General features: G+C 31.1%; 16 protein-coding genes. 10 read left to right on the top strand and 6 right to left on the bottom strand.

The window, feature by feature from the left end; all coding sequences use genetic code 11:
- The first annotated feature begins 43 nt into the window (after positions 1-43).
- The 5 genes from IEW75_RS04965 to IEW75_RS04945 all read left to right on the top strand — a co-directional run bounded on the left by IEW75_RS04965 (position 44) and on the right by IEW75_RS04945 (position 7,995).
- Positions 44-2,215, top strand: coding sequence for a S9 family peptidase (locus IEW75_RS04965; RefSeq protein ID WP_134247632.1), 2,172 nt, complete (start codon positions 44-46; stop codon positions 2,213-2,215).
- 51 nt (positions 2,216-2,266) lie between these two features.
- Entirely contained in the window at positions 2,267-3,757 is a 1,491-nt protein-coding gene (locus IEW75_RS04960; protein ID WP_229714401.1) for a peptide MFS transporter, read from the top strand.
- Between the two features lie 94 nt (positions 3,758-3,851).
- Positions 3,852-5,333 carry an MFS transporter gene (locus IEW75_RS04955; RefSeq protein WP_134247631.1) on the top strand — a complete coding sequence of 494 codons (1,482 nt, stop codon included), beginning with the start codon at positions 3,852-3,854 and terminating at the stop codon, positions 5,331-5,333.
- An 18-nt stretch (positions 5,334-5,351) separates the two neighbouring features.
- Positions 5,352-7,382 carry a peptide MFS transporter gene (locus tag IEW75_RS04950; RefSeq protein WP_134247630.1) on the top strand — a complete coding sequence of 677 codons (2,031 nt, stop codon included), beginning with the start codon at positions 5,352-5,354 and terminating at the stop codon, positions 7,380-7,382.
- Between the two features lie 73 nt (positions 7,383-7,455).
- The gene (locus IEW75_RS04945) at positions 7,456-7,995 is read left to right on the top strand and encodes a thioredoxin family protein (protein ID WP_134247629.1); all 540 of its coding nucleotides are present in this window, start codon (positions 7,456-7,458) and stop codon (positions 7,993-7,995) included.
- Positions 7,996-7,999: 4 nt separating this feature from the next.
- Here the strand turns inward: IEW75_RS04945 and IEW75_RS04940 are convergent, their stop codons facing one another.
- A complete protein-coding gene (locus tag IEW75_RS04940) occupies positions 8,000-10,042 on the bottom strand; it encodes a ComEC/Rec2 family competence protein (RefSeq protein ID WP_134247628.1) in 2,043 nt (680 codons plus the stop codon).
- A 135-nt stretch (positions 10,043-10,177) separates the two neighbouring features.
- Between IEW75_RS04940 and IEW75_RS04935 the strand changes: the two genes are divergently transcribed.
- On the top strand, positions 10,178-11,065 hold the full coding sequence (locus tag IEW75_RS04935) for a hypothetical protein (protein ID WP_134247627.1): 888 nt from the start codon (positions 10,178-10,180) through the stop codon (positions 11,063-11,065).
- 75 nt (positions 11,066-11,140) lie between these two features.
- On the opposite strand, the gene lpxB is transcribed toward IEW75_RS04935, so the two are convergent.
- From lpxB to surE, 3 genes are read right to left on the bottom strand one after another with little or no spacing between them, the layout of a single operon-like run.
- Entirely contained in the window at positions 11,141-12,247 is a 1,107-nt protein-coding gene (gene lpxB / locus IEW75_RS04930; protein WP_134247626.1) for a lipid-A-disaccharide synthase, read from the bottom strand.
- 2 nt (positions 12,248-12,249) lie between these two features.
- Positions 12,250-12,537, bottom strand: coding sequence for a hypothetical protein (locus IEW75_RS04925; protein ID WP_134247625.1), 288 nt, complete (start codon positions 12,535-12,537; stop codon positions 12,250-12,252).
- A gap of 9 nt (positions 12,538-12,546) precedes the next feature.
- A complete protein-coding gene (gene surE / locus IEW75_RS04920) occupies positions 12,547-13,311 on the bottom strand; it encodes a 5'/3'-nucleotidase SurE (RefSeq protein WP_134247624.1) in 765 nt (254 codons plus the stop codon).
- A 330-nt stretch (positions 13,312-13,641) separates the two neighbouring features.
- Between surE and IEW75_RS04915 the strand changes: the two genes are divergently transcribed.
- The 4 genes from IEW75_RS04915 (at position 13,642) to IEW75_RS04900 (ending at position 22,532) form a co-directional block, all read left to right on the top strand.
- Positions 13,642-15,750, top strand: a complete 2,109-nt coding sequence (locus IEW75_RS04915; protein ID WP_134247623.1) for a carboxy terminal-processing peptidase — start codon at positions 13,642-13,644, stop codon at positions 15,748-15,750.
- 662 nt (positions 15,751-16,412) lie between these two features.
- Complete coding sequence (locus tag IEW75_RS04910) at positions 16,413-18,527, top strand: hypothetical protein (RefSeq protein ID WP_134247622.1); 2,115 nt, start codon at positions 16,413-16,415, stop codon at positions 18,525-18,527.
- An 11-nt stretch (positions 18,528-18,538) separates the two neighbouring features.
- Entirely contained in the window at positions 18,539-21,985 is a 3,447-nt protein-coding gene (locus IEW75_RS04905; RefSeq protein ID WP_134247621.1) for a Ser-Thr-rich GPI-anchored membrane family protein, read from the top strand.
- Between the two features lie 97 nt (positions 21,986-22,082).
- On the top strand, positions 22,083-22,532 hold the full coding sequence (locus IEW75_RS04900) for an acyl-CoA thioesterase (protein ID WP_134247620.1): 450 nt from the start codon (positions 22,083-22,085) through the stop codon (positions 22,530-22,532).
- Between the two features lie 279 nt (positions 22,533-22,811).
- Here the strand turns inward: IEW75_RS04900 and IEW75_RS04895 are convergent, their stop codons facing one another.
- On the bottom strand, positions 22,812-23,720 hold the full coding sequence (locus IEW75_RS04895) for a glycyl-radical enzyme activating protein (RefSeq protein WP_134247619.1): 909 nt from the start codon (positions 23,718-23,720) through the stop codon (positions 22,812-22,814).
- 332 nt (positions 23,721-24,052) lie between these two features.
- Positions 24,053-26,506 carry a trans-4-hydroxy-L-proline dehydratase gene (gene hypD / locus IEW75_RS04890; RefSeq protein ID WP_204744166.1) on the bottom strand — a complete coding sequence of 818 codons (2,454 nt, stop codon included), beginning with the start codon at positions 26,504-26,506 and terminating at the stop codon, positions 24,053-24,055.
- Between the last annotated feature and the right edge of the window lie 478 nt (positions 26,507-26,984).

Genomic DNA, 26,984 nt, shown 5'->3' with positions numbered 1-26,984 from the left:
TGATGAACTGCATGTGACCTTTAAAAAACAATAATATAGATACATGAAAAAACTACTTATTCTCTTTATTGCAATAACTTCCTTAGCCACAGCTCAAAAACAAGATATTACTTTAGATGAAATTTGGAATGGTACATTTAGAACCGAAAGAATGAACTCTTTAAACTCTATGAATGGCAACTTTTATTCATTGTTAAATTTTGATAGAGCCACTAGAAGTTCTTCGGTTGATAAATACAGTTATGCTACTTTAGAAAAAGTTGAAACCATAGTTAATAGTAAGAATTTAACCAATTTATCTTATTTTGAAAACTATGAATTTAATAACGATGAAACAAAATTATTGTTAGGTGTTGCTACTGAACCTATTTATAGACGCTCTAGTTTAGGTATTTTTTATGTTTATGATATAGCTTCAAAAAAATTACAATTAGTTGATAAAGACAAAATTCAAGAACCTACTTTTTCTCCAGATAGCAAAAAAGTAGCATACGCAAAAAACAATAATATTTTTATTAAAAATTTAGAGACTAATGAAGTTGTCCAAATAACTTCTAATGGTAAAAAGAATTTTATTATAAATGGAATTTGCGATTGGGTGTACGAAGAAGAATTTTCTTTTGTACGTGCTTTTGATTGGAGTGCAGACAGTAAAAATATTGCCTTTTTGCGGTTTGACGAAACAGAAGTTCCTGAGTTTTCTATGCAACTTACTGGAAAGGAACTATATCCAACACAACAAGTATTTAAATATCCAAAAGCAGGAGAAAAAAATGCGGTTGTAACTTTGCATTTATATAACGTAGCATCTAAAAATACTTCAAAAATAAATTTAGGAGATTACGAATATATTCCAAGAATTAAATGGACAAAAGATGCTAATCTATTAAGTGTTATAACTTTAAATCGTCATCAAAATAACTTAAACTTATATTTTGTAAATGCTTCAAATAATACTGCAAAAATTGTTTTAAATGAAACTGACGAAGCTTACATAGATGTTCACGATAATTTAACGTTTTTAAAAGATAATAGCTTTATTTGGACAAGTGAAAAAGATGGTTTTAATCATATCTATCATTATTCTGAAGAAGGAAACCTTAAAAATAAAATTACCAACGGAAACTGGGAGGTAACTAATTTTTATGGAATTAATGAAAAATCTAAAACTGTTTATTACCAATCTGTTGAAGATGGTTCTATCAACAGAACAATTTATTCCATAAAATTAAATGGAAAAAACAAACAACGTTTAACAAACACTTCTGGAACAAATAGTGCTTCATTTAGTAAAAACTTGAATTATTTTATAAATACATTTTCCGATGTAAATACACCAACTGTTTACACGCTGCATAATTCAAAGGGAACACAATTAAAAGAGGTTTTAAACAATACTAAGCTTTTAGAAAAATTAGAGCAATACAATTTATCTCAAAAAGAATTTTTCACCATAAAAACAGAAAATGGTGAATTTAATGCTTGGATGTTAAAACCTTCAAGTTTTGATACCAATAAAAAATATCCATTATTTATGACGCAATATTCCGGGCCAGGCTCGCAATCTGTAAGTAATACCTGGAATGGCGCTAACGATTATTGGTTTCAACATTTAGCGCAACAAGGATATATTATTGTTTGTGTAGATGGAAGAGGAACTGGCTTTAAAGGTGCTGATTTTAAAAAATCTACCTATTTAAATTTAGTAAAACACGAAACTATAGACCAGATTGATGCAGCTAAAGAATTAGCTAAAAGATCGTATATCGATGCTAACGAAATTGGAATTTGGGGATGGAGTTTTGGCGGACATATGAGTACAAATTGCCTGTTAAAAGGAAATGATGTTTTTAAAATGGCAATTGCAGTTGCTCCTGTTACAAGCTGGCGTTTTTACGATACCATTTATACAGAACGCTTTATGCGTACCCCTCAAGAAAATCCTGCTGGTTATGATGACAATTCACCAATAAATTATGCGAATAAATTAAAAGGTAAATTTTTATTGGTACACGGAAGTGGAGATGATAATGTGCACGTGCAAAATACTATGCGCCTTACCAACGCTTTAATTGAAGCAAATAAGCCTTTCGACCATGCTATTTATCCAGACAGAACACACGGAATTTACAGAGGAAAAAACACAAGGTTACATTTGTACAATAAAATGACTACTTTTATCCGAGAAAATTTAGGAAGTGGAAATAAATACTAAAAATTTTAAAACAATAAATATCTTTTTTAAACATAAATCTAATCTATAATTATGACTAACAAAACTTCAATGCAAGGACATCCAAGTGGATTAATGACGCTATTCTTTTCAGAAATGTGGGAAAGAGTATGTTATTATGGTATGCGAGTGCTATTAACACTTTATTTAGTAAAATCTCTTATGAAAGGTGATGCAGATGCCGCCGTAATTTATGGGGCATATACAGGTTTGGTTTATGCGGCTCCTATAATAGGTGGTAAATTAGCAGACAAATTTCTTGGATACAGAAATGCAGTTATGTTAGGAGCAATTCTAATGGCTATTGGGGAGTTTCTGATTTTAGGTGGATCTGAACAGTTTTTAATGATTGGTATGGGTGCCTTAATAGTTGGTAATGGTTATTTTAAAGCAAACATCTCTACAATTGTAGGCAAGTTATACAAAGATGACGATCCTAGAAGAGATTCTGGTTTTACCATATTTTATATAGGAATTAATATTGGTGCACTAATAGCAACCACCGTTATTGCATATGTAGGTGAAACCTATGGGTTTAAATATGGATTTGGATTGGCTGGATTTGGTATGTTACTAGGTTTACTAATATTTTGGACTGGAAGAAAAAACTATGCTGCAGCCGAAGGACTTGGTTTTACCGAAGAAGGTAATCAAAAAGTTTTCGGTGCATTAAAAAAAGCACATTTAGTTGGTATTTTATCACTAGTTCTTATACCAGTTGCTTACTTCTTAATTATGCAAAATAGCTGGTTAGATTATATCTTACTTGGGTTATTTATTTTAATCTCATTTGTATTAATTAAAGCAGGTGTAGATGCTGATGCAAAAGAAACAGTAAAAGTATGGAAAGACAGAATGATTGCGCTACTTATTTTTATGGTAATAAATATTGCATTTTGGGCGTGTTTTGAACAAGCAGGAACTTCTTTAACACTATTTGCTGATAGAAATGTTGACAGAAGTATTTTGGGTTGGGAAATGCCAGCGTCAATGACGCAGTTCTTTAACCCTTTCTTTATTATTGTATTTGGTTCTATTTTCTCTGTAATGTGGGTTAAACTAGCAAACATTGGTAAAAACCCTAGTATTCCAATGAAATTTGCTTTTGGTATTTTACAATTAGCTTTAGGTTTTTTAATTACTAACATTGGTTTGCAATTTGTAAACGAGGCTTATCAAGTACCATTACTAACTTTAGTTATTTTATACCTTTTACATACTACCGGAGAATTATTTTTATCCCCAATAGGATTGTCAATGGTTACTAAATTATCTCCAAAAAAGATCTCGGGAACAGCAATGGGAGCTTGGTTTTTAAGTTTTGCCATCGCAAACTATGTTGGTGGAAAAATAGCTACTTTAACTGGAGGACATAGTGATACCGGAGAAGTTCTAACTGCTGCACAAGGTTTAGATAAATATATAACTGTATTTTCAACATTAGGTTTTGTTTTAGTTGGTATATCAGTTTTAATAATGCTATTTAACAAACCACTGAAAAAATTAATGCACGGTGTAATATAATCTTTCCGAATTTAATGTTACAAAATAATTAAAATATTATGAAGGCTCAGGTAAAAATTTACCTGAGCTTTTCCATTTTAAAAATTAAAAAATAATGAGTACAGAAAAAAAATCGTTTTTTGGAGTTATGAAGTCTTACAATAAGAACTTCTGGGTTGCAAGTATCATGGAGCTTTTTGAACGTTGGGCTTGGTATGGTCTTTTTGCAGTATTAGCACTTTACCTTACCGGATCAACAGATGATGGAGGTTTAGGTTTTACACACACCGAGAAAGGTCAAATAATGGGTATTGTTACTGCAATCTTGTATTTACTTCCTATGATTACGGGGGTAATAGCAGATAAAATTGGCTATAAATTATCATTAATAATTGCTTACGTATTACTTATTTCAGGATATTACTTTATGGGTGAAGTATCTAGCTACACTTCTGTATTCTTAGTATTTCTTTGGGTTGCCGTTGGAGCGGCAATGTTTAAACCTGTGGCCTCGGCTATTATTACAAAAAACACCGACAAGTCTAATTCAACTTTAGGATTTGGTATTTTTTATATGATGGTAAATATTGGTGGTTTTATAGGACCGGCATTTTCGTCAACGTTAAGAACCCAATATGGTTGGAAAATAGTTTTTCTTCAAGCAGCAATTGTAATTGCCATAAACTTATTAATATTAATATTCTTTTATAAAGAAGGAGAAAGAGTTAAAAAAGTTGAATCTATTAGCGAAGCTATTTCAAGTTCGCTGAAAAATATTTGGGAAGCTGTTAAAGATAGCCGTTTATCTGTATTACTTGTAATTATGGTTGGTTTTTGGACTATGTTCAATCAATTGTTTTATACATTGCCAACTTTTATTGAAGATTGGGTAAATACAAAAGCCTTACACGATTCTATTGCACAAGTATCACCTTGGATAGCAAGTGCTATGAGTGGTGGTGGTGATTCAGTAAATCCTGAAATGCTTATTAATTTAGATGCTGGTTCTATTATTTTATTTCAATTAATTGTTTCTTATTTTGTTTTAAAAATTAGACACGTAAGCGCTATGATTACTGGATTTATTATAGCTTCTATTGGTATTGGTATTACTTTCTATACTGGGAACGGACTTTATACTATTTTGGGTATTATGATTTTTGCAATTGGTGAAATGATGACAAATCCAACATTTTCTTCATTTATAGCTTTAATTTCTCCAAAAGGAAAAGAAGCACTCTACATGGGAACTTATTTTTTACCAATATTTTTAGGTAACTTTTTAACAACATTTGTTTCTGGTAATTTATATCAAGCTTGGTCAGATAAATTAAGTTTATTACAAACTGAAATGTCAAATAGAGGTTTGCAAATGCCAGAAGTCTCAAAAGAGTTTACAAAAAATGATTATTTTGCTTTAGCCTCTGAAAAATTGGAAATGACTCAAACCCAAATGACACAACTTATTTGGGATACTTACAATCCAAATAAAATTTGGTATGTTATTGTGGGAATTGGGATAGTTACAATTTTGGCTTTGAGTATTTACGACAGAGTTGTTATTAAGCCAAAAGAAGCAGCACAAAAAGTAGCTTAATTAAAATTATTTATTCTTATGAATTCATCACAAAACGAATTTTTTAAATCCCAAGTTTTAGGGCATCCAACAGGATTATTTGTACTATTTTTTACTGAAATGTGGGAGCGTTTTTCATTTTATGGAATGCGTGCCTTATTGGTATTATTTTTAGTAAGTGCACTTGGAATTGGTGGCTGGGATTGGCCTCGTGAAAATGCATTAGCATTGTACGGAACCTATTTAGCGTTACTTTATTTAACACCTATTATTGGCGGTACGTTAGCCGATAAATACTTAGGGAACAGACTCGCAATTATTATCGGTGCAGTTATTATGACCTTGGGTCATGCGAGTATGGCAATAGAATCAAATCCGTTTTTTCTTTATTTAGGATTAGGTTTATTAGTTATTGGAACTGGTTTTTTTAAACCAAATATGACTTCTTTTATCTCTATTCTTTACAAAGATTTTCCAGAAAAAAAGGATGGTGCATATACTATATTTTATATGGGTGTAAATGCAGGTGCTTTTTTAGGAATTATGTTGTGCGGTTATTTAGGTGAAATTTTAGGTTGGAGTTGGGGATTTGGACTTGCTGGTATTTTTATGCTTTTGGGATTATTACAATTTTTATTTGCGCAAAATATATTTGGTGAAGTTGGTAAAAAACCAAATACTGCAAATAAAAAAATTGAAGCGGATGATCATACAGAAATTGAAGACAAATTAAATCCGTTTACCTTAATAGATAAAATTTTAATTGCAGTTATTGCTACTGCTGGTTTAACATGGGTAATTAATGATCCGCTTTCAAAAATTGGAGAAGTTAACTTTTTAGAGTTTGGAGGTACCGATTATTCGGGTCATACTATTTTAGTAACCCTTATTTTATTTGTCTTTTTATTAGGCTCTAGAATTATTAGATACAGCCGCATTACCAGAGATAAAATGATTGCCGTTGTAATATTTGCATTCTTTATTATTTTCTTCTGGGCTTCTTTTGAACAAGCTGGTGGTTCTATGAGCATTTTTGCAAAAGATTATACAAGTAGAATTTTATCGGGTAATTCCGCATTAATCTTTAATATTATTGATATTATTATAACGGTGGTTCCTATTGGAATTATTACTTATGTGTTGTTTTTATTATTTAGACAGACCTATAAAAAATATTTAATTTCAAATTTAATTTTAGCCTTTAGTTTTATTTTAATTTGGGGAGTTGTTATTTGGAAAATCTACAATAATTTCAATACCTACTCTTATGAAATTTCCTACAAAACATATCAAGTAACAGCGACTAATGATGTTGGAGAAGAAGTTACAAAAGATTTTGCAATTACTGCTGAAACTAAAATTCCAGAAAATGCAATGATTATTGATAATACCACTGTAATAAGATCTGCAAACGATTTTGTTAAAAATGATAAAATTTCAATTATTGACCTCGATAAGAAGGGCGTTAATTATAAATTTTTAACTGCGGAACAAGCCGATTTAATTACTACAAATATTGCAGCAACAATTGTAAAGAAAAAAGAAAATGAAATTCAAATTCCTGCAACTTGGTTTTTAATTTTAAACTCGTTATTTATAATTGCATTTGCACCTTTATTTTCTAAATGGTGGGAAAGTAAATACAATCCAAAACCCGCAAATAAATATGCTATAGGTTTATTTTTCTTAGCTATAGGTTTTGCATTCTTAGCCTATGGAGCAGCAGGAATTCCTCAAGGAGCTAAAACAGCTTCTGTCAGTATCATTTGGCTTATAATGGCTTACTTATTTCATACATTGGGAGAATTATGTGTGTCGCCAGTTGGACTTTCTTATGTAAGTAAGTTAGTACCTCCAAGAATGATTGCTTTTATGTTTGGAGTGTGGTATCTAGCTTTGGCAATTGGAAATAAAACCTCTGGGAAATTAGGCTCTATGATTGACGATATTACAACTAGATATGATATTTCAACATTCTTCTTAATTTTTACTATTGTTCCAATTGTTATTGGTTTAATTGCAATTGCATTGAATCCAGTTTTAAAGAAATTAATGCATGGTGTTAAATAAATTTATAAAAAATTTGTAATTTTGCCAGCGTTTTTACGTCATAAGTAAAATCGCAAACTAAATAACAATTTGAATGAAGAAACTACTCATTTTAACAATAGCATTATGTAGCATAACAGTATCAGCTCAAAAAATAAATTGGATGAGCTTAGAAGATGCAGTTGTTGCACAAAAAGAAACGCCTAAAAAAATATTTATAGATGCGTATACTGTTTGGTGTGGACCTTGTAAAATGTTAGATAGAAACACCTTTAGCAATAAAGATGTGGCAACTTATGTAAACGAAAATTATTATGCAGTTAAGTTTAATGCTGAAGGAAACGAAACTATAAACTTTAACAATCAAACATTTTCAAACCCAAATTTCGATCCAAATAAATCTGGAAGAAATAGTTCACATCAATTAGCTGGTTATTTTGGTGTAAGAGCATATCCAACCATTATATTTTTAGATGAAGAAACCAATTTAATAGCTCCATTGCCTGGTTATAAAACACCTCAACAATTTGAGCTGTATTTAAAATTGTTTAAAACAGATGACTATAAAAAAATTACGGCACAAGGTGATTGGGAAAAATATCAGAATAATTTCACTTATGAATTTAAAGAGTAAACATTTATTCTTTTAGTATAAAAGCTCCTTTTTGCATCGTATTGTAAAAAGGAGTTTTATTTTTTATACAGGTATCCTCCCACTGTTCAATATAACTTCTGTAGTTTGAAGCATCAGCGACTATCATTTTAGGTTGCTGTATTTTTAACAAACGTTCTAAATTTATTTTTGGAGAATTATGCAATACAATAATAGAAGGCTTAATACTCTTAAAATTATACATTCCTAAACTATCAATTACTAAAATAGTTTCATTATTAAAACGATACAAATTTTTAAACTCCTTAAATTTTTCTTTATGAGTTAGCCCAGTGCCCAAAACATACGCTTTTAAACTATATAAATTCTGAGTTGAATCTTTTGAACTATAAATTCTTAAATCCGTTCCAAATCTATTTGCTAAAACAGAAGTTCTATTTTCATTAAAAATAGTAAATTCATTGGTTGTTTGTAGTTTCTTCTTTTCAAAAATAAGCACAGTTTGTACACTTATAAAAGCAAGTAAAACAAAAATTAATCGACTAAAAGTTCTCTTTTCTATCCATTTAAAGCTAAAAAAAATAAAACCATAAAGTGCACACATTAAAACTAATGAAAGTGTAATATCTTTAATAATAAAAAAATGTTGATTTGCAATCCACTCCACAAAAGCATTCATTAACCTAATAATATTTATAAATATATCGGCTAAAAATTGTGGTAATAGTTCAAAAACTGACAATGCTATTACTAGGATTCCAGCAATTAGAATAAATCCTAAAAAAGGAATAATTACTAAATTTGAAACAAAAAACAAGCCTGGAAATTGATGAAAATAAAAAATACTTAAAGGTAAAACACCCAATTGTGCTGCTAAAGAAACCGAAAACAACTGCCACATTTTAAAAATAAAACTATTTTTAGGAGTCCATAAACTCACTATTTTTGGTTGTACCCAAACAATTGCAAAAACAGCTAAGTAACTTAGTTGAAATCCAACTTCAAATAAATAATAAGGGTTAAAAAGCAATAAAAAGAACATTGAAATAACCAACGTATTGTAAATATTTGAAGGTTTATTTAAATACATTCCAATTGCAATTGCTGTAAACATAGAAACTGCTCTAACAACTGATGCCGATAAACCTGCTATTATTGCATACATCCACAACAAACAAATAATAACAATACTCGCAATTAATTTTCCGTGTTTAAAATAATGTAAAGGCTTGCATAAAAATGTTAGAATTAACAGTATAATTCCAATATGCAATCCTGAAACGGCTAATATATGAATGGCACCTGCATCGGAATAACTTTCAATTAAATCTTTAGAAATAGTTTGTCTTTGACCCAATAATAAGGCATTTACAACGGCTAATTCGTTATCCTTAAATCCATTATTTATTAATGCAGTTGTAACTTCCTTTCTAAATTTAGCAGCCAGACCTCTAATAGAATATGCTGTAGCTGGCTTTTTTAGAAATTGGTGGTTATTTACATACATCTGATGATAAATCTGTTGATGCTCTATATATTTCTTGTAATTAAACGTAAATGGATTTAAAGATTTGTTTATTTCATAGAATGAAGTATTCACAACTAAAACATCACCTACATTTAAATCAGTGATAGTACTGTCTTTTTCAATATTAACAAGTATTTTCCCAAGTGATTTAGAATACTGTAATTGAATAACTTCAGCTTCATATTTAAAATAATTAATAGAAGGTTTTAGTTCCTTTTTGATTGAAATTGTTGCAACATTATTAGTTGAGACTTTAAAAACTTCTGCATTAGAATAATGCTCTTCTTGATGCAACTGATTTTTAAAGGTAATTGCAGCAATTCCGACAAAAAATACAATTACAAATACAAGACCCGTAAAGAGTAAATTTGATTTAAGTTGGCGGTTTGTATAAACATATAAAATAAAAAGTAGTACTAAAAATAAAGGGATAATTTTAACCAATAAATTAATTTGAAAATTATTAGTGTTTCCAATTAAAATACCAAGTATTAAAAAGAATGTTAATTGAACAGGTATAAACTTTAAAAACTTTAACATAGCCTGATAAAGTTACGAAAAATAATTTAGTTGCTGTTTCTGATTAAGTTAAGTAACAAAAGTCACAAAATGACTTATATCACTCTCAGGGTTGCTTCCATACAGTAATTTTGACACTTATAAAAGTATCATATTATGAAAAAAATAATTTTCACAAGTGTCGTAGTTCTTTTAAATATATTTATATCAAAAGGTCAGGAAATAGCACCTTATATAAAAGTTACCGAAACTACCGAAGGAATTGATCAAGTTTCTAAAAACGTTATTACTTCATTAAAAAGCAACAACTTTAACATCTTAGGAACCTACACTCCTTCAAACAAAAAAACGTTAAAAGTAATTGCTTTTACAAGAACTGATTTAAAAAATACGGTTATTAAAATTACAGATAGAGGTGCTTTAGCTGCAACTTTTAAAATTGGGTTGATAGAAGAAAATGGGAAAACAACTGTTTCCTATACAAATCCAGATTATATTTTAAGAGCATATTTAGGCGCTAATTACAATACATTTTCCGGTATCTTTAAAACATTTAGTACCGATCTAAAATCAAGTTTAGCTACTGTTGGAAGTGATTTTACTCCTTTTGGAGGAACTGTTGCAGCACATAAATTAGGCAAATATCATTATAAAATTATGATGCCTTACTTTTCAGATCCAGTTACTTTAAATGAATTTTCATCTTTTGAAGAAGGTTTAAAAACCATTACTGCTAATTTAACTGCAAAAAAAGGTAAAACAGCTGAAGTATACAGGCTTGTTTATACTTCTGAAAAAGTAGCGGTTTTTGGAGTTGGATTGCAAAGTACAGAAGATGGTGAAGCTCATTTTTTACCAAAAATAGGAGAAGCACATGTTGCTGCTTTACCTTATGAAATTATATTACAAGGAAAAAATGCAACTATGTTGCATGGAAAATATAGAATTGCGTTACATTGGCCAGAATTAACTATGGGAACTTTTATGAAAATTATGAGTACTCCTGGTGATATTGAAGACACATTAGAAGAACTATGTAAATAGGTTAAAATTATTATTGTTCACAATTATTCTTAATAAAGTTGAGGTTTATGAAAACTATAATTTTTTCAGACAGCCTCAATCTCTTTTTAATATTAGTTTAACTACTTTTTGTGAAGCTCCTTTTCCTCCTAATTTCTTCTCTAAATCAAAATAATTTAGAAACATTTTAGTACGCACATCATCATTCAAAATTTTATGAAGTTCTTTTTCTAATGTAATTTCATTAAAATCGTTTTGAATTAATTCTTTTACAACCTCTTTATTCATTATTAAATTAACCAACGAAATATATTTTAAATCTATCAACCTTTTCCCGATTTGATATGAAAGCCAACTTGTTTTATAACATACAATTTCTGGCACTTTAAATAATGCTGTTTCAAGTGTTGCTGTTCCTGAAGTTACAATTGCTGCATAGGAAAGGGATAATAAATCGTAGGTTTTATTGCTTACAAATTTTACATTTTCTTTATTAATAAATTGTTGGTAAAATTGGAAATCTTGACTTGGTGCCCCGGCAATTACAAATTGATACTCTGTAAATTTATCAGCCATTTTTAACATTACCGCAAGTAATTTTTTTATTTCCTGTTTTCTACTTCCAGGCAACAAGGCTATAATGGGCTTTTCTCCTAATTCATGTTCTTTTCTAAAAACTGCTTCCCTTGCCTGTTTTCTATTTGCAATAGCATCTAACAAAGGGTGCCCTACAAAAGTTACTTTATAATCATATTTTTCATAAAAATCTTCTACAAAAGGAAGAATCACATACATTTCGTCAATATCTCTTTTGATTTCTTTAACTCTTCCAGGCCTACTTGCCCATACCTGAGGAGAAATATAATATATGGTATGAAAACTTGCTGCTTTTGCCCATTTTGCTATGCGCAAATTAAACCCTGAATTGTCAATAAAAATTATTTTATCCGGATTGAATTTTAAAATATCATCTTTACAAAATTTAATAAATCCTAAAACGGTTGAAAGGTTGGTTATAACTTCAGCAAAACCCATAAAAGCTCTTTCTTTGTAGTGCTTAACAAGAGTTCCTCCAACTGCTGCCATTAAATCTCCTCCCCAAAATCTAATTTCAGCTTGTTTATCTTCTAATAACAACGCTTTCATTAAATTAGAACCGTGTAAATCTCCTGAGGCTTCACCTGAAATTATATAATACTTCATTGTTAGTTACTTTGAAAGAAAGTTAATAATAACACTAAAAAGGCAATAAAAAAAGTTTCAAACAATACACCTCGCGCCCTGTAAATCTGTTTTTTCTTAAGAAAAATAAAAAACACAAAAAAATTAGCTATCGCTCCTAATGACAATACTTTACCTTCTAGATTCCCTTCTTGTATCAACTCTAAACTTCTGTAAAAATCGTATGTAGAAAAGAATTCAATAAAAATAACAGCGCCAACAGTAGTGGCAATTAAACCTATAATAAAACCTATTAGAAGTTCTTTTATCATTTTTATAAATTATAAATTCCAGCTATTTAATTTTTGTATAAAATGATGGGCAGTTAAATCGAATTGAACCGGTACAACAGAGATATAATTATTTGCCAATGCCCATTCATCGGTATCTTCACCTTTATCCATATTTACAAATTTACCTGTTAACCAATAATAAACTCGCCCTTGTGGGTTTACACGTTTATCAAATTCTTCTACCCAATTAGCCCGCGCTTGCCTGCAGATTTTAATACCTTTAAATGTTTCACTTTTCGGGAAATTAACGTTTAAAACAACCCCATCTGGCAACCCATTTTCCAATACATTTAAAACAACTTGTTTTATAAAAGGCTTTAAAACTTCAAAATTAGCATTCCAAGAATAGTCTAACAGAGAAAAACCAATTGCAGGGATTCCCTCAACTCCCGCTTCTACGGCAGCACTCATAGTACCTGAATAAATTACATTTATAGATGAGTTTGAGCCATGATTGATACCCGAAACACATAAATCTGGTTTTCTCTCTAAAATTTCACTCACAGCCAATTTTACACAATCTGCCGGTGTTCCCGATGATTTATACTCAGTTTGTGGTCCATCATCAACGGTAATTTGATTGCAGTACAAAGTTTCATTTATAGTAACTGCATGTCCCATACCACTTTGCGGACTGTCAGGCGCAACAACAACTACATCTCCAATTTGGTTCATTACAGCAATTAAAGTACGTATTCCTGGAGCTGTTATACCATCATCATTGGTTACTAAAATTAAAGGTCTTTTATTCATATTTTAAATTTAAAGAACAAAGCTACTATATTTTATCTGGTTTCAATAAATTTAACTTTAACATTTTATAAAGATAATTTACTATTTTTTTAGGTATAATTGCCTTTAACATTAAAATAGAATTTTACAAAATAGTGCTAAAGCAGCTATGAAAAAGAAGACTCTTAAAGTCACAATTTAAATTTTGTTTAATCTTTTTTGAAAATTAATAGTGTTTCAACAAAACTTATTGATTGAATTTATAAAAAAAAGTTAAATTGGTCACAAGTCTAAGATAATGGCACTATTTTAGTAGTTAGAATTCACATAAAATTGATTATATTAAAAAAAATGATAAGAAAATTTAAATTTTTATTGCCAGTAGTTTTTATAATGGGTTTTTCAACAAGTTTTAAAAGTGTTGAAAATACAGATCCAAAAGATAAAGTTTTAATAACTATACTGAATTATGTTTTAACACAATGGCATTACCATCCGCAAGATATAAACGATTCTTTTTCGAACAATTTATTTAATAGTTTTATTGAAGACTTAGATCCTACTAAAAGATATTTTTTACAATCTGATATTGATGAATTTTCAAAATTTAAAAATGATCTTGATGATCAGATTAAAAAAGAAGATGTAAGCTTTTTTAATTTAGTATTTGAACGTTTTTCGCAGCGTACAGAAGAATCCAAATTATATTATAAAGAAATTTTAAAAAACAGTTTCAATTTTACTACTATAGATACTTTAAATGTAGATTATGAAACAAAAGCATATGCTGCTTCCAAAAACGAACTACTAATTAACTGGGAAAAACAGTTAAAATTCAGCACATTATCTAAACTTTACGATAAGCTTAACGATGAAGAAGATAAACTAAAAAAGGACGCATCTTATAAGATAAAAACAATAGAAGCACTCGAAATTGAAGCCAGAAAATCTACACTAGAAAATATGGATGAGTATTTTATGCGTTTAGATGAGTTAACTGAAACAGACTGGTTTTCTACATATATTAATTGTATTTCCAAAGAGTTTGACCCACATACTAACTATTACGATCCTGAAGCAAAAAAAGGCTTTGATCAAGATATTTCTGGAAAATTAGAAGGTATTGGTGCTAGACTTCAAAAGAAAAATGATTATACAAAAGTAAGTGAGTTAGTTTCTGGCGGACCTGCATGGAAACAAGGTGAACTAGAAGCAGAAGACATTATTTTAAAAGTTGGTCAAGGCGATGAAGAACCTATTAGTATTGTTGGAATGCGTTTAACAGATGCGATACAGTATATTAAAGGAAAAAAAGGAACTGAAGTAAAATTAACAGTTAAAAAAGTAGATGGCTCAACAAAAGTAATCTCCATTATTAGAGATATTGTGGAATTAGAAGAAACCTTTGTAAAATCTAGTGTTGTAAAAAAAGATAACCGCACATTTGGAGTCATTCATTTACCTAAATTTTATATAGATTTCGACGAAAAAAATTACCGGAATTCAACAACAGATATGGTTCAGGAAATTGAACGACTTAAAAAAGAAAATGTTGAAGGTTTAGTGTTGGATTTAAGAAATAATGGAGGTGGTTCTCTGCAAACTGCTATTGAAATTTCTGGACTTTTTATTAACAAAGGACCTATAGTACAAGTAAAATCTAGGGATAAAATGGCTGAAGTTTTAAAAGATGTTGATCCAACAATTCAATGGGATGGACCTTTAGTTGTTTTGGTTAATGAATTTTCTGCTTCTGCTTCAGAAATATTTGCGGCTGCAATGCAAGATTATAAAAGAGCCGTTATTATTGGTGGTAAACAAACCTATGGGAAAGGTACCGTACAACGTGTTTTAGACTTAAACAGATACCATAATTTAAAAGAAGATATTGGTGCTTTAAAAATGACGATTCAAAAGTTTTACAGAATTAATGGAGGCTCAACACAATTAGAAGGTGTGCATTCAGATATTATGTTACCAGACAGGTTTACATATATGGAAATTGGCGAAAGAGATTTAACAAATCCATTAAAATACGACAAAGTACCAGAAGCTAATTATAGCTTATGGAATAAATATGAAAATTACAATATTGCAATTAACAATAGTAAAAAAAGAGTTGCCAGCAACAATAATTTTAAACTGATAGATGAAAATGCTAAATGGTTAAAAAATTCTCAAGATGATACGCTTATTTATTTAAGTTTAGATGCCTTTAAAAAAGACATTGAAAATAATAAAAATGAATCTTCTAAATTTAAATCCATTAGAGATTTTACAACCAATTTAACCTTTAATTCACCTTTGTATGAGCTTCCTATAATTGAAGCGGATAAAGATTTAGCAGATAAACGCAGCGCTTGGCATAAAAACTTAAAAAAGGATATTTATGTAGATGAAGCTTTAAATGTTTTAAGTGAGCTAAAATTAAAACCACAACATCATTTAGTTAAAAATTAATTTTTAAAAGTTGTAACTTTACTGTTGATTAAAGTTATAACTCTTGAAAACAACAAATTCATTAACAGCATTAGCACTCCAGAGGTATAAAAAAATACTACTGGAGTGCTTTTCTTTTAGTTTAAAGTAATCTGTCACTATGTGATAACTCTAAACCTAATTTAGCTAATTACTTTTAAAAAACAACAAGTAAACATCAACATACCAACTTTTTAACTATAGTATTTTCGCTACAACATTATCCCTTGACACCTTTAAAAAAATAATATTAAATGAAAGTAAAACACATCTTTTTGGAATCTTTTATGCAAAACATTTCAAAAGTTCATCAAAACTAAAAGGCACTACTTAGTTTCAAATAAATATACATAAGAGATTAATTAAAATGTCTATTGTAATTATTTCTTATGGCAAAAGCTGAACAACTTAATTAAGTAACAAATGTTGCATATTAAATTGTTTTTTGTATTTTGTAGTTAAATCTAAAAAGTCGAATGCATTATTAACCCCTTTAAAACACCTAAAATTAACGACTTAACACATTCTAAAAAAATTAAATAACATTTTTTAACTTCTTGGGGTAACAATTCATTGATCTTTTTGATGTACAAATAAGAACATTATTTACTAATGGAACTATTAACAAAAAATCAAATTAAATTATGAAAAAATTAAGTATCCTCATTTTTTTTGTGTTTACAACTATTGGGTATTCACAAAAAAAAGTAACCGAGCCAGACCAAAACAAAATGAGCTTAGTTGAAGTAATGGTAGCTGCAGGTATTTCATCAGCTACTAGTACATTTAGTGACAATTCTTATGCCGCTGATGGCAGCTTCTTTGAAGTATCTTCAACTTATTATTTTTCAAAAATTGGACTAGGAATTTCACTTGGAAGCTTTTCAAACCCAACTGAAGGAAATTTATTAAAATTTGCTAATGAAGCATCATATCCTATTGAATTGAATTCAGAAAAATGGAAAACTTCTTACTATGGTATTGGTCCAAGTTATAGAACAAACTTTGGTGATATTGAAGCCACCATTTTTGGTCGTGCTGGTATAATGTCTGTAAAACCAATTTTATTAGAAGGTAATTTTAATGTAGAAAACGCAGATGCTGCAACCACAATCCCAGTATACAACTTTAGTACAAATGAAACATCGAACGTAGGTTTTTATAATGCTGGTATAAGATTGGGTTATAAATTAAATCCAAATTTTGGTTTATACATTACAGCAAATTATATGTCTGCTTTTTCAGATGCTATTATTGCACAAGATGGTAGAAAAGAATTTATCGACCTTAACCAAGATGGTGAAATAACCGCAGATGAGATTCAAAAGTTGGGAGGAGAAGTACAATTTCAATACACAGAAAAAAATATACAACCACAAGTATTTAACTACGGATTTGGATTAAGTTATAGTTTTGGTAAAAAAACTACCACATCTATAGAGCCGCCATCTAGAGGTCATACAAATCCATATTTTGTTTCTAATGAATTAGAAGGAGAAATGGTAGAACTTAAAAATAGTGGCTCTGTTGTTTTTACTAATGCTTCACAAAAAGATAAAAAAAGACAACAAAAAATAATTGGTGTGTTGCCAAAAAACAACAGTATTTTTAAAAATGCTGATGAAATCAAAAATTTCAATTGGCAAGTTATTGGTGCTAAAATTGCGAATCCTCAATTTATTATTGAAGTCACTAAAATTGGAAGCAATCAACAACCACAGCGTACTTTTATTGAAAAAACAACTAGTACTTCTTTAGGTGCTACTCGTATTTTTAAAGAAAGTAACTTAAGTGATGGGCAATATAGATGGAAAGTTACTGAAACTACTATAGGAAATTCATCGGATATCATGTTCTTTACATTTAGCAATTGCGAAATAGATTTTGCCATTTCTAATGAAGAAATTGAGTGTTTAGGTTACGAAGGTGAAAACAGAAAATTCAAAATTTGTTTTGACTCCACCTATTCAAGTACATCAGGAGATCTAACGTTTGCAAATCCAGGTTCAGGCTTATCGGTTTTTAATCAAACCTACGCAGCTTTAACCTATACAATGGTGAGTCCAAATCCAACACTTTTAACTCAAATTGGCGCAAGTATTTCAACAGTAAGTTATTGCTTTGAAGTAACTGTTCCTGCAAGTGTAACGTCCATTGGTTTTGGTTTGCAAGGAGACGATCTAGATCCAAGTCCTGTTTTATGTCAACCCGGTGTAAGTGCTAATTTTGATGAATTACCAGATTGTATTTGTGATGACTGCGAAGAAATGGAGCTCTCTTTCGATAATTTTAACATTTCATTAAACGGAGCAAGTGGCAATCAATTTAATTTTGATGGTGACATTAATGTAAATGTCCCTATTTACGGAATTGAATTTCAAATTCAATCTTTTAGCTATACTGCAAATCCTTCAGCTTGTACAGAAGGTGTTAGCAATGTTGAGGAATCTGGTATGTTCTTAATGCCAGGAACTACCATTAACGGTTCAAGCTCTTTTCAATTAGTAAATGAAACTGCCTCTGGAAGCCCAAGTTCTAACGATAATGCCACAAAAAACATAAAGTATACAAGTAATTCGGCATTAACAGGTGCAATTCCAGTAAACTTAACTATTGGTCTACCTGGGCCTATTTCTGGTCTCGACCCAAGTTGTTGTGAAATTGAATACACAGTTTGTATAAAAGTTAAAGTATTTTATGAAGAAAGTAATTGTAAATCATGTGATTTCACACATTGCTTCAACTTTAATAACCAATAAAAATTACTAACATGAAGAAAATAATATATAATATTAAAACATATATGTTGCTAGTATTTTTATTCGCAACAACCATAGGATACTCGCAAATTGCAGTCAATACTTCTCCTAATACAAGTACCTGTAATTTAAGTGGAGAAAATGTTACGGTTTCTGTACCAACGGAAGCCTTAACAGGAGACAACATAGCTTTAAATATTACGCTTTCAGGAAGTTATGACGCAAGCTGTGTAAAAACAGTAAGTATTACAAATTCATCTAATCTAGTATTTCAAAGTTCAGGAGCCATTCCATTTACTAATATGGGTGGTGGCACTTATCAAAATGCAGCAACACCTGCTTTAAATGGAAACGATGGACATAACTTTAATGTGTTCTATAAATTCCCAGGTTATACAACTTGTAATGGTGCTGTAGGTACTTTTGATGTTACCGTAACATTAGATTGTGAAGGGGTAATAACTACTTGTACAACTTCTGTAAATGTAATTGCACGGGCTGATAATTATTGGTCAATAACTAAAGAATTTGTTACTGGAGATTTAACATGTGGAATTTCAAAATGGAGAATAAAAGTAAACCATAACAATCCAAATGGGGCTGGTTTAGGAACTTATAAATTAAATGGTATAATTACTGAAACACCTTCTGTACCAATTGTTAGTGGTGCTTCATTTCCTGTAAATTACTCTTGGTCTTTTAATTCAACGGCTAATTTGCATGTGTACTTACAAAATTGTGGAAATGCAGGAACTACCATCACAAATACCGCTAATTACAATTTCACTTTAGGTGATGGAACTTGTGATGCTATGTCTGGATCTGTAACAGCAACTTCAGACCCGTTGCAAAGTCCAAATGCCGATATTTCATTTACGAAATCTATTCCTAGCACGTATTACACAAATTATTCGCCAGGATGTCAATCTTATTACAGATTAAATATTTGTAACAATGGAAATGTTCCTTGGACTGATTTAACCATTACAGATAATTTAAATATTCCAGGAATTACAATTACAAATATGAGTTTAGGAGGATGGACTGTTTCACCTACTGTACCACCTTATCCTGCAACTACATATACATTTACAAGACCAGGTTTTATCTTAAATCCTGGCGAATGTACCAGTATATTTATTTATTACGAAATTGATGCTGGAGCAACTATAGGTGCTACAATAAGTAATACCGCAAATTTAAGTTATGTTGCTGCAGGTACCGGAGGAAGTCCTGGTGGACCTCCTGTTGATCCTTGTCCTAGTATAAGTTGTCCTACAATTGATGACAGTATTCAAAATACCACAGCAAGTGTAGATTTTGTTGTTGAAAATCCAAAGTCTATTCCTAAAATAAAGAAATGTATTTTAGACCCACCTAACCCATTAGTACCTCCTATTTATCAAATTGGTGATATTATTAAATTTAGAGTTATGGTGAGTAATTCTGGTTCAGGAAACTTAACCGATATTATTAATGACGCCTTAGGAATGCCTAATCAGAATTTACAAATAAACCCTGGCTCAATAACTTATGATTATTATCCAGATCAATACAAAGGGTTAATTAATAGTTGTAATCTTAATTTTTCAACTGCTCCAATAGCACCGCCATTTAGTGTTGTTGCAGACACTTCAGATTTACAAAATCCTGAATGGAATGTTACAAATATGCCAGGAATTTGCGATTACAACAGAGCCAATTTCTTAGTAATTGAATTTGAAGCAGAAATATTACCTCAGCTTTCTGGTACTAAAACCAATAAAGCAACCATTCCTTATGGGGCTGGAACTGTTAGCAGTAGTGTTAACTACACTATTGATGAAGTTGGAATATTAGGAATTTTTAAAGAAGCTGATGCAGAAATAGTAGAAAACGGACAATCATTTAATTATACATTAACAGTTTCAAATAATGGAAGTGTACCTTTAGATAACATTGTTATAACCGATATGTTGCCTGATTGTGTTACTGTGCAAGGACAAATAGCTATTGAAGATGCTATGGCAACTTCTATTCCATTTACAACTTCGGGAGGTTTGGTAATTAATATAAACCCAACGACTGAAATATTCCCTGGTAACGATTTTATAATTACAATTCCTGTGGTAAAATCGGGTGGTGGAAACTGCTGTAATGAAAGTGTTTCGGTGACTGCAGAAATGGCTACTTCGGGTGTTGAGTTAAGTGCAAATTACGGTAGTCCTGAAGCTCCGGCAGCCTGTGTTACAGGAACAGAATGTTGTGATATTGAAGATTTTGATGCAACACTGCAAGAAAACAATGGTTCATTTAATGTAACCATTAATGGAGGAAGCGTTCCGTTACAAGAAGTAGAAATTTCAATGGTAGATTATCATATTGAATATTCAAATGGCGATTGTAAACCAGACGATTTAGGTATTTTTGGAACCTTAACTACTTCAACTGCAAACCTTAATAATTTAGTTTTAAATGGTAGTGACAATGGATCTAGTAGTTTATCTTGGTTGCTTGGAGATCCTTCTATTATTAATTCGTCCGTAAATCTAGATATTCTATATCCAGAAGTATTAAACTTAGATTGTTGTGATGTAGAGTTTTACTTCTGTTTAAAAGTAAAAGTTAAAGATGTAAACTGTAATGTATGTGAAAAAATCATTTGTTTTTCAAGTGATCAGCAAACCGAGCCAGATCCTTGTGAAATTGATATTAAACCAATTGACCAAGATCAAAAATTATGTCCTGGTGAAACTGTAACGGTTAATTGGTCAGGAACAACACCAACAGGTTTGGTAAACGTTTCTTTATTTGATGTTACAAATAGTGTAGTATATCAAGTTTTAGCAAGCAATATTCCAAATACAGGGTCTTATACTTTTACAATTCCTGCATCTATCCCTTGTGATCCACCTAGAACGTGGTCTATTATTGTTGAAGATGCTGAAAAAAAATGTTCAGACAGAAGTGCCCCATTCATTATTGAATGTTGTGATCAACAACAGGATGATTGTGATTGTGGTGATTGGAGTGGTGATGCTGTAGGTATTAAAGCCTATCTAAAACAGATTCCACAAGATCCAAAATTGAAAATTAATTTCCAAAGCAATTGGGAATCTAAAGTTGGTTGTAAAAAATCAATTAAATTAAAACCAACATACAATTATGTATTTACAGCTCCAAATTATATATGTAACCCAGAAGATTGTGACGTAAATTACACTTGGGAAGTTGTAGATCCGAATGGAACTATTGTTAATGGAACTGGTAGTACTTTTAATTATAATTTCACACAGTATGGAAATTATCAATTTAAAATTACACCAATTTGTGGAAATAAAAGATGTAAACCTTGTGAGTTTAGAGTGTATATACCTTCCATCCATGGTGAGCCTAATTATGATACCCTTAAAAATAAAGAAAATCCGCTTTTTAAGGCTCATATAAAAGAAGGAGAAAATCCGTTATTTAATCAATAACGAAGTCTTCTACAGTTTATAATTTCAAAAAGAGTCGAACAATTGCTCGGCTCTTTTTATGTTTTACCTTAAATTTGCAACTTCAAAAAAATAACAAATGAATTTCGAAGTACAATTTAAAACAAAATGGTCGGATTTTGACCCAAACCGACATATGCGTCACACAGCCTATAACGATTATGCTGCTGAAGTTAGAGTACGTTACTTTCAAGAACACGGCTTATCAATTAATGAATTTGCCAAATTAAATATTGGACCAATTTTATTTAAAGAAGAAACTTCGTTTTTAAAAGAAATTCATATTGGTGAAAATATTACCGTAAAAATGGAATTAGAGGGTGTTTCTAAAGGAATTGAACGCTGGCGTTTTAGTCACCAAATCTTTAATAAAGATGGTGTGTTATCTGCAGAAATTAAAGTTTATGGCGCTTGGATAGATTTAGTGAAACGGAAATTAACTGTTCCACCAACAAATTTTGTTAAGATTTTTGAAGACTTACCTAAAACTTCTAATTTTAAAGAAATTCCTTTAAATAGTAAAAAATAGAAGAAACATAAGAGTTAATTAAAACGATGTGGCAATCTGTTGATTAACACATATATTTTTTGATTTAGTTTCAAAGAAACAGATTACTTCTTTCTATTACATTCTGTTCGTAATAACAGTTCAATCAAAGCTGTCATTCCTGCGAAGGCAGGAATCTCATGAATAATAATTACGATGTTGATTTAGTTTCAAAGAAACAGATTGCTTCACTGCGTTCGCAATGACGGTTGCATTTCACTTCGTCATTGCCAAGGTTTTTTACGACGCAGCAATCTCATTTTACCCTCCAATAGTAGCCGTAATTCCATAATTGCCAAAAATGTCAATTATAGCGTTTATTTCCCTATTGTTAGGAGCTTCAAATACATGATTGTTAGTTGGAGTTCCTAATTTTATATGCTTATTTTCTGCAATATTATGGTAGGGCAATAAATTAATTACCTTTCTATTACCTTCTAAAGAATTTATAAAATTTGCTGTTTCAATAATATTTTCATCTGAAGTATTTACATTCTTAATTAATGGAATTCTAAAAATGATTTCACAATTTGTTTTTGCCAACTCAACAATATTTGAAAGTATTTTTTCATTAGAAACACCTGTATACTCTTTATGTTTTTTAGAATCCATCACTTTTAAATCAATTAAAAATAGCTCGGTGTGTTGGGCCACTTCCAAAATGGTTTCAACACTTGCAAAAGCCGTGGTATCCACTACTCTATGATACAATCTCTTTCCGCATTCTTTCAAGGCTTCTAATAAATAAGCTGCATGCATTAAAGGTTCACCTCCAGAAAAAGTAACACCTCCACCCGACTTGTCAAAAAAGATGGCTTCATTGTCAATTTTTTGCATTAAATCTGATACTAGAATAGTTGATCCGAGCATTTCAAATGCTTTTGTAGGACACACCTCTGCACATATTCCACATAAGTTGCACACATTATAGTCGGTTATAATACCTTCCGAAGTCATTTTTAGAGCATCATTTGGACAATTTTCAATACAACTTAATGCACCAATACACTTCTTAGCATTGTACATTTTCTGCACCTTTGGCGACATACTTTCTGGATTATGACACCATTGACAAGATACATTACAACCTTTAAAAAATACAGTTAACCGAATTCCAGGGCCATCGTTTATAGCGTATCTTTTTATATCAAAAATTAAACCTGTGCTCATTTGTTCATTTATTTACTGTTATCATGCATTAACCCTTACGCCTCTTTGAATGCTGCGACCCTAGGAGCAATGTATCTAGAAGTACTTCTTTATTCAAAATTTCTTGTTTTCGATACACCAAATCATAGATTTAGCACTCAAACTGACGAAATTTATGTTCCGCCCATTTCATTTCTAAAAATTACTCGAACTGACGTTACACAGTACTTAAAACCGTCTCTTCGAGTGCTTCGACCAAAGGAGAAGCGTATCGAGAAGAACTTTACTTTCTAAAACAAAAGTTCTCGATACAATTTTTTATCAAAAATTACTCGAACTGACGTTCTCCTCATTTAAAACGATTCATTTTCTGTTCTATCAATAACTTCTTGCTGTAAATCGGCGTTCATATCGTTAAAATAATCGCTGTAACCTGCCATACGCACTAATAAATCTTTATAATCTTCTGGGTTTTCCTGCGCTGCATATAAGGTTGCCGTATCTACAATATTAAACTGAATATGGTGTCCGCCTAACGCAAAATAACTACGAACTAAATGCCCTAATTTTTTTAAATCTTCATCACGCTTTAACAAACTTGGTAAAAAACGTTGGTTTAACAAGGTTCCTCCAGATTTTGTTTGATCTAACTTTGTCAATGATTTTATCACTGCTGAAGGTCCATTGGTATCTGCACCGTGGGAAGGAGAAGTTCCATCTGAAATAGATTTATGCGCTAAACGTCCATTTGGTGTTGCACCCATTATTTTCCCAAAATACACATGGCAGGTTGTGGACAACATATTTAAATGAAAAGTTTCTCCTTTTGTATTTGGTTTGCCATCAATGGCATCAAATAAATCGTTGTAGACTTGCAGTGCTATTGCATCTGCATAATCGTCATCATTTCCGTAAAACGGCGTTTTATTCAATATGGTTTGACGTAAAATTGCTGAACCTTCAAAATTCTTTGAAACTGCATTTAATAATGTATCCATTGCAACAGTTTTATCTTCGAAAACATGTTTTTTCAACGTCGCTAAACTATCCGTAACTGTTCCTAAACCTGTACATTGAATGTAATTTGTGTTGTAACGAGGCCCACCGTTGTAATAATCTTTTCCTTTTGTAATACAATCTTCAATAACCACCGATAAAAAGGTAGCTGGACTGTATTTTGCAAACATGCGGTCTATATAATTACTAACCAAGATCTTTTGATTTACAATATAATTAAGTTGGGTTTTAAAAGCTGCATACAATGCTTCATAACTTTTAAAATCTCTTGGATCTCCAGTTTTAATGCTAACTTGTTTTCCTGTTAACGGATTTACACCATTATTTAAGGTGATTTCAATTATTTTTGGAACGTTTAAATACCCTGTTAAAATATAGGCTTCTTTACCAAAAGCACCTACTTCAATACAACCGCTACAACCTCCTTCACGAGCATCTTCCAACGATTTTCCTTGACGTAACATTTCAGGAATATACACATCTGGATTAAAAATAGACGGATATCCATGACCCTGACGAATTACTTTACACGCCGCTGTTAAAAACCGATCGGGTGTTCTTGAGCTTATATGCACCGAATTTCCTGGTTGTAATACGTGCAATTCCTCTACAATTTCTAACATAATGTATGAAACTTCGCTTACACCATCTGAGCCATCTCGTTTTACACCTCCAATATTTATATTGGTAAAATCGTTATACGTACCACTTTCTTTGGCAGTAATTCCCACTTTTGGAGGCGCAGGGTGGTTATTTACTTTAATCCAAAAACAACTTAATAATTCTTTGGCTTCGTCTCTTGTTAAGGTTCCTGCTGCTAATTCATTTTCATAAAATGGTGTTAAATGCTGATCGAAATGACCGGGATTCATAGCATCCCAACCGTTTAATTCTGTAATCGTTCCTAAATGTACAAACCAATACATTTGTATGGCCTCGTGAAAGTTACGTGGCGCATTTGCTGGCACCCATCTGCATACCTCTGCTATTTTTAAAAGCTCTTTTTTGCGCTTTTCATCCGTTTCAGTGTTGGCTTGTGCTTCTGCCATAGTTGCATGACGTTCCGCAAAAATAATAGCAGCATCACACGATATTTTCATGCCTTCTAATTGCTCTTTTCTATCGGTTGCTTCAGGGTCGTTTAAAAAATCTAATTGGTCTAACTGATCTTGAATATCTCTTTTGAAATTCAACATTCCTTTTTCGTAAATTTTACCATCTAAAGCTGTATGTCCCGGTGCACGTTGCTCCATAAACTCAGTAAATAAACCTGCTTCATATAAATCGCTCCATGCACTTGGAACGTGGCTAAAAATACGCTCACGCATTGTTTTTCCTTCCCAGTAAGGAATCACTTCTTTTTCATAGGTATCAATGTCCTCTTGCGATATTGTATAACGTTGCATTTCACGTGAATTTAACACCTGAAAATCTTCAACACTATGGCAGGTAAGTTCTGGAAAAGTTGGAACGGCTTTCGGACTAGGCCCTCGTTCGCCAATAATTAATTCGCCTTCGCCTACATAAATGGTTTTTTGTTTACATAGTTCTAAAAAATTCATTCCTCGCAACACCGGAATGGCATGTTTTCCAAAATGCTCTTTGTAAAATTTTGTTTGAATTAAAGCACGTTCTATGGAAAGTGAAGGTTCTGTTTCGAAACTTAATTTCCGAAGTTTTTGAATCCGTTCATTCATTCCAGGACCAATGCTATTGGTTATTGGTTGGTAAAAATTGCCTTGTGCCGATGCTGGGCGTTCTGGATTAAAAGATGTGTGTACAGTTTTCATAAGACTTATAAGTAAAAAACAGCAATGTTCTTCTGTGGATAAATTAAGGCATTATACAATGTTGAAATTTCCCTTATTGTAGCGTCAGATCGAGTGATTTTTGATAAAAAATTGTATCGAGAGCTATTGGTTTTCAATAAAACAACTATTCTCGATACTAATTTTAAGCCTAAACAGGCTGAAAATTCACTCGAATTGACGAAATTTAACATAATGCACAATGGGTATAGATTGATAAAATATTACAATGCGATACTTAGGAAACTGTTTTAAAAAACATCAAACATTCGAACAATTTTCGATATGTTTTTAGAAGATTTGAAATGTTCTTTTTGATTAACATACAATAAAAGATTGTTTCGTCTCAAATATACAAAAAAACATGAAGTTTGGATATTTTTATTTATCTAATGAAGCGGCATTGCTATAAAGGTTATGTAATAGGATGAAGCAATCTGCCACCGTCATTGCGAGGAGC

It is taken from the genome of Lutibacter litoralis (genome assembly GCF_014646675.1).
GTDB lineage: Bacteria > Bacteroidota > Bacteroidia > Flavobacteriales > Flavobacteriaceae > Lutibacter > Lutibacter litoralis.
Note: the sequence above shows the minus strand (reverse complement) of the source record. Positions and strands in the feature narration are given on the sequence as shown.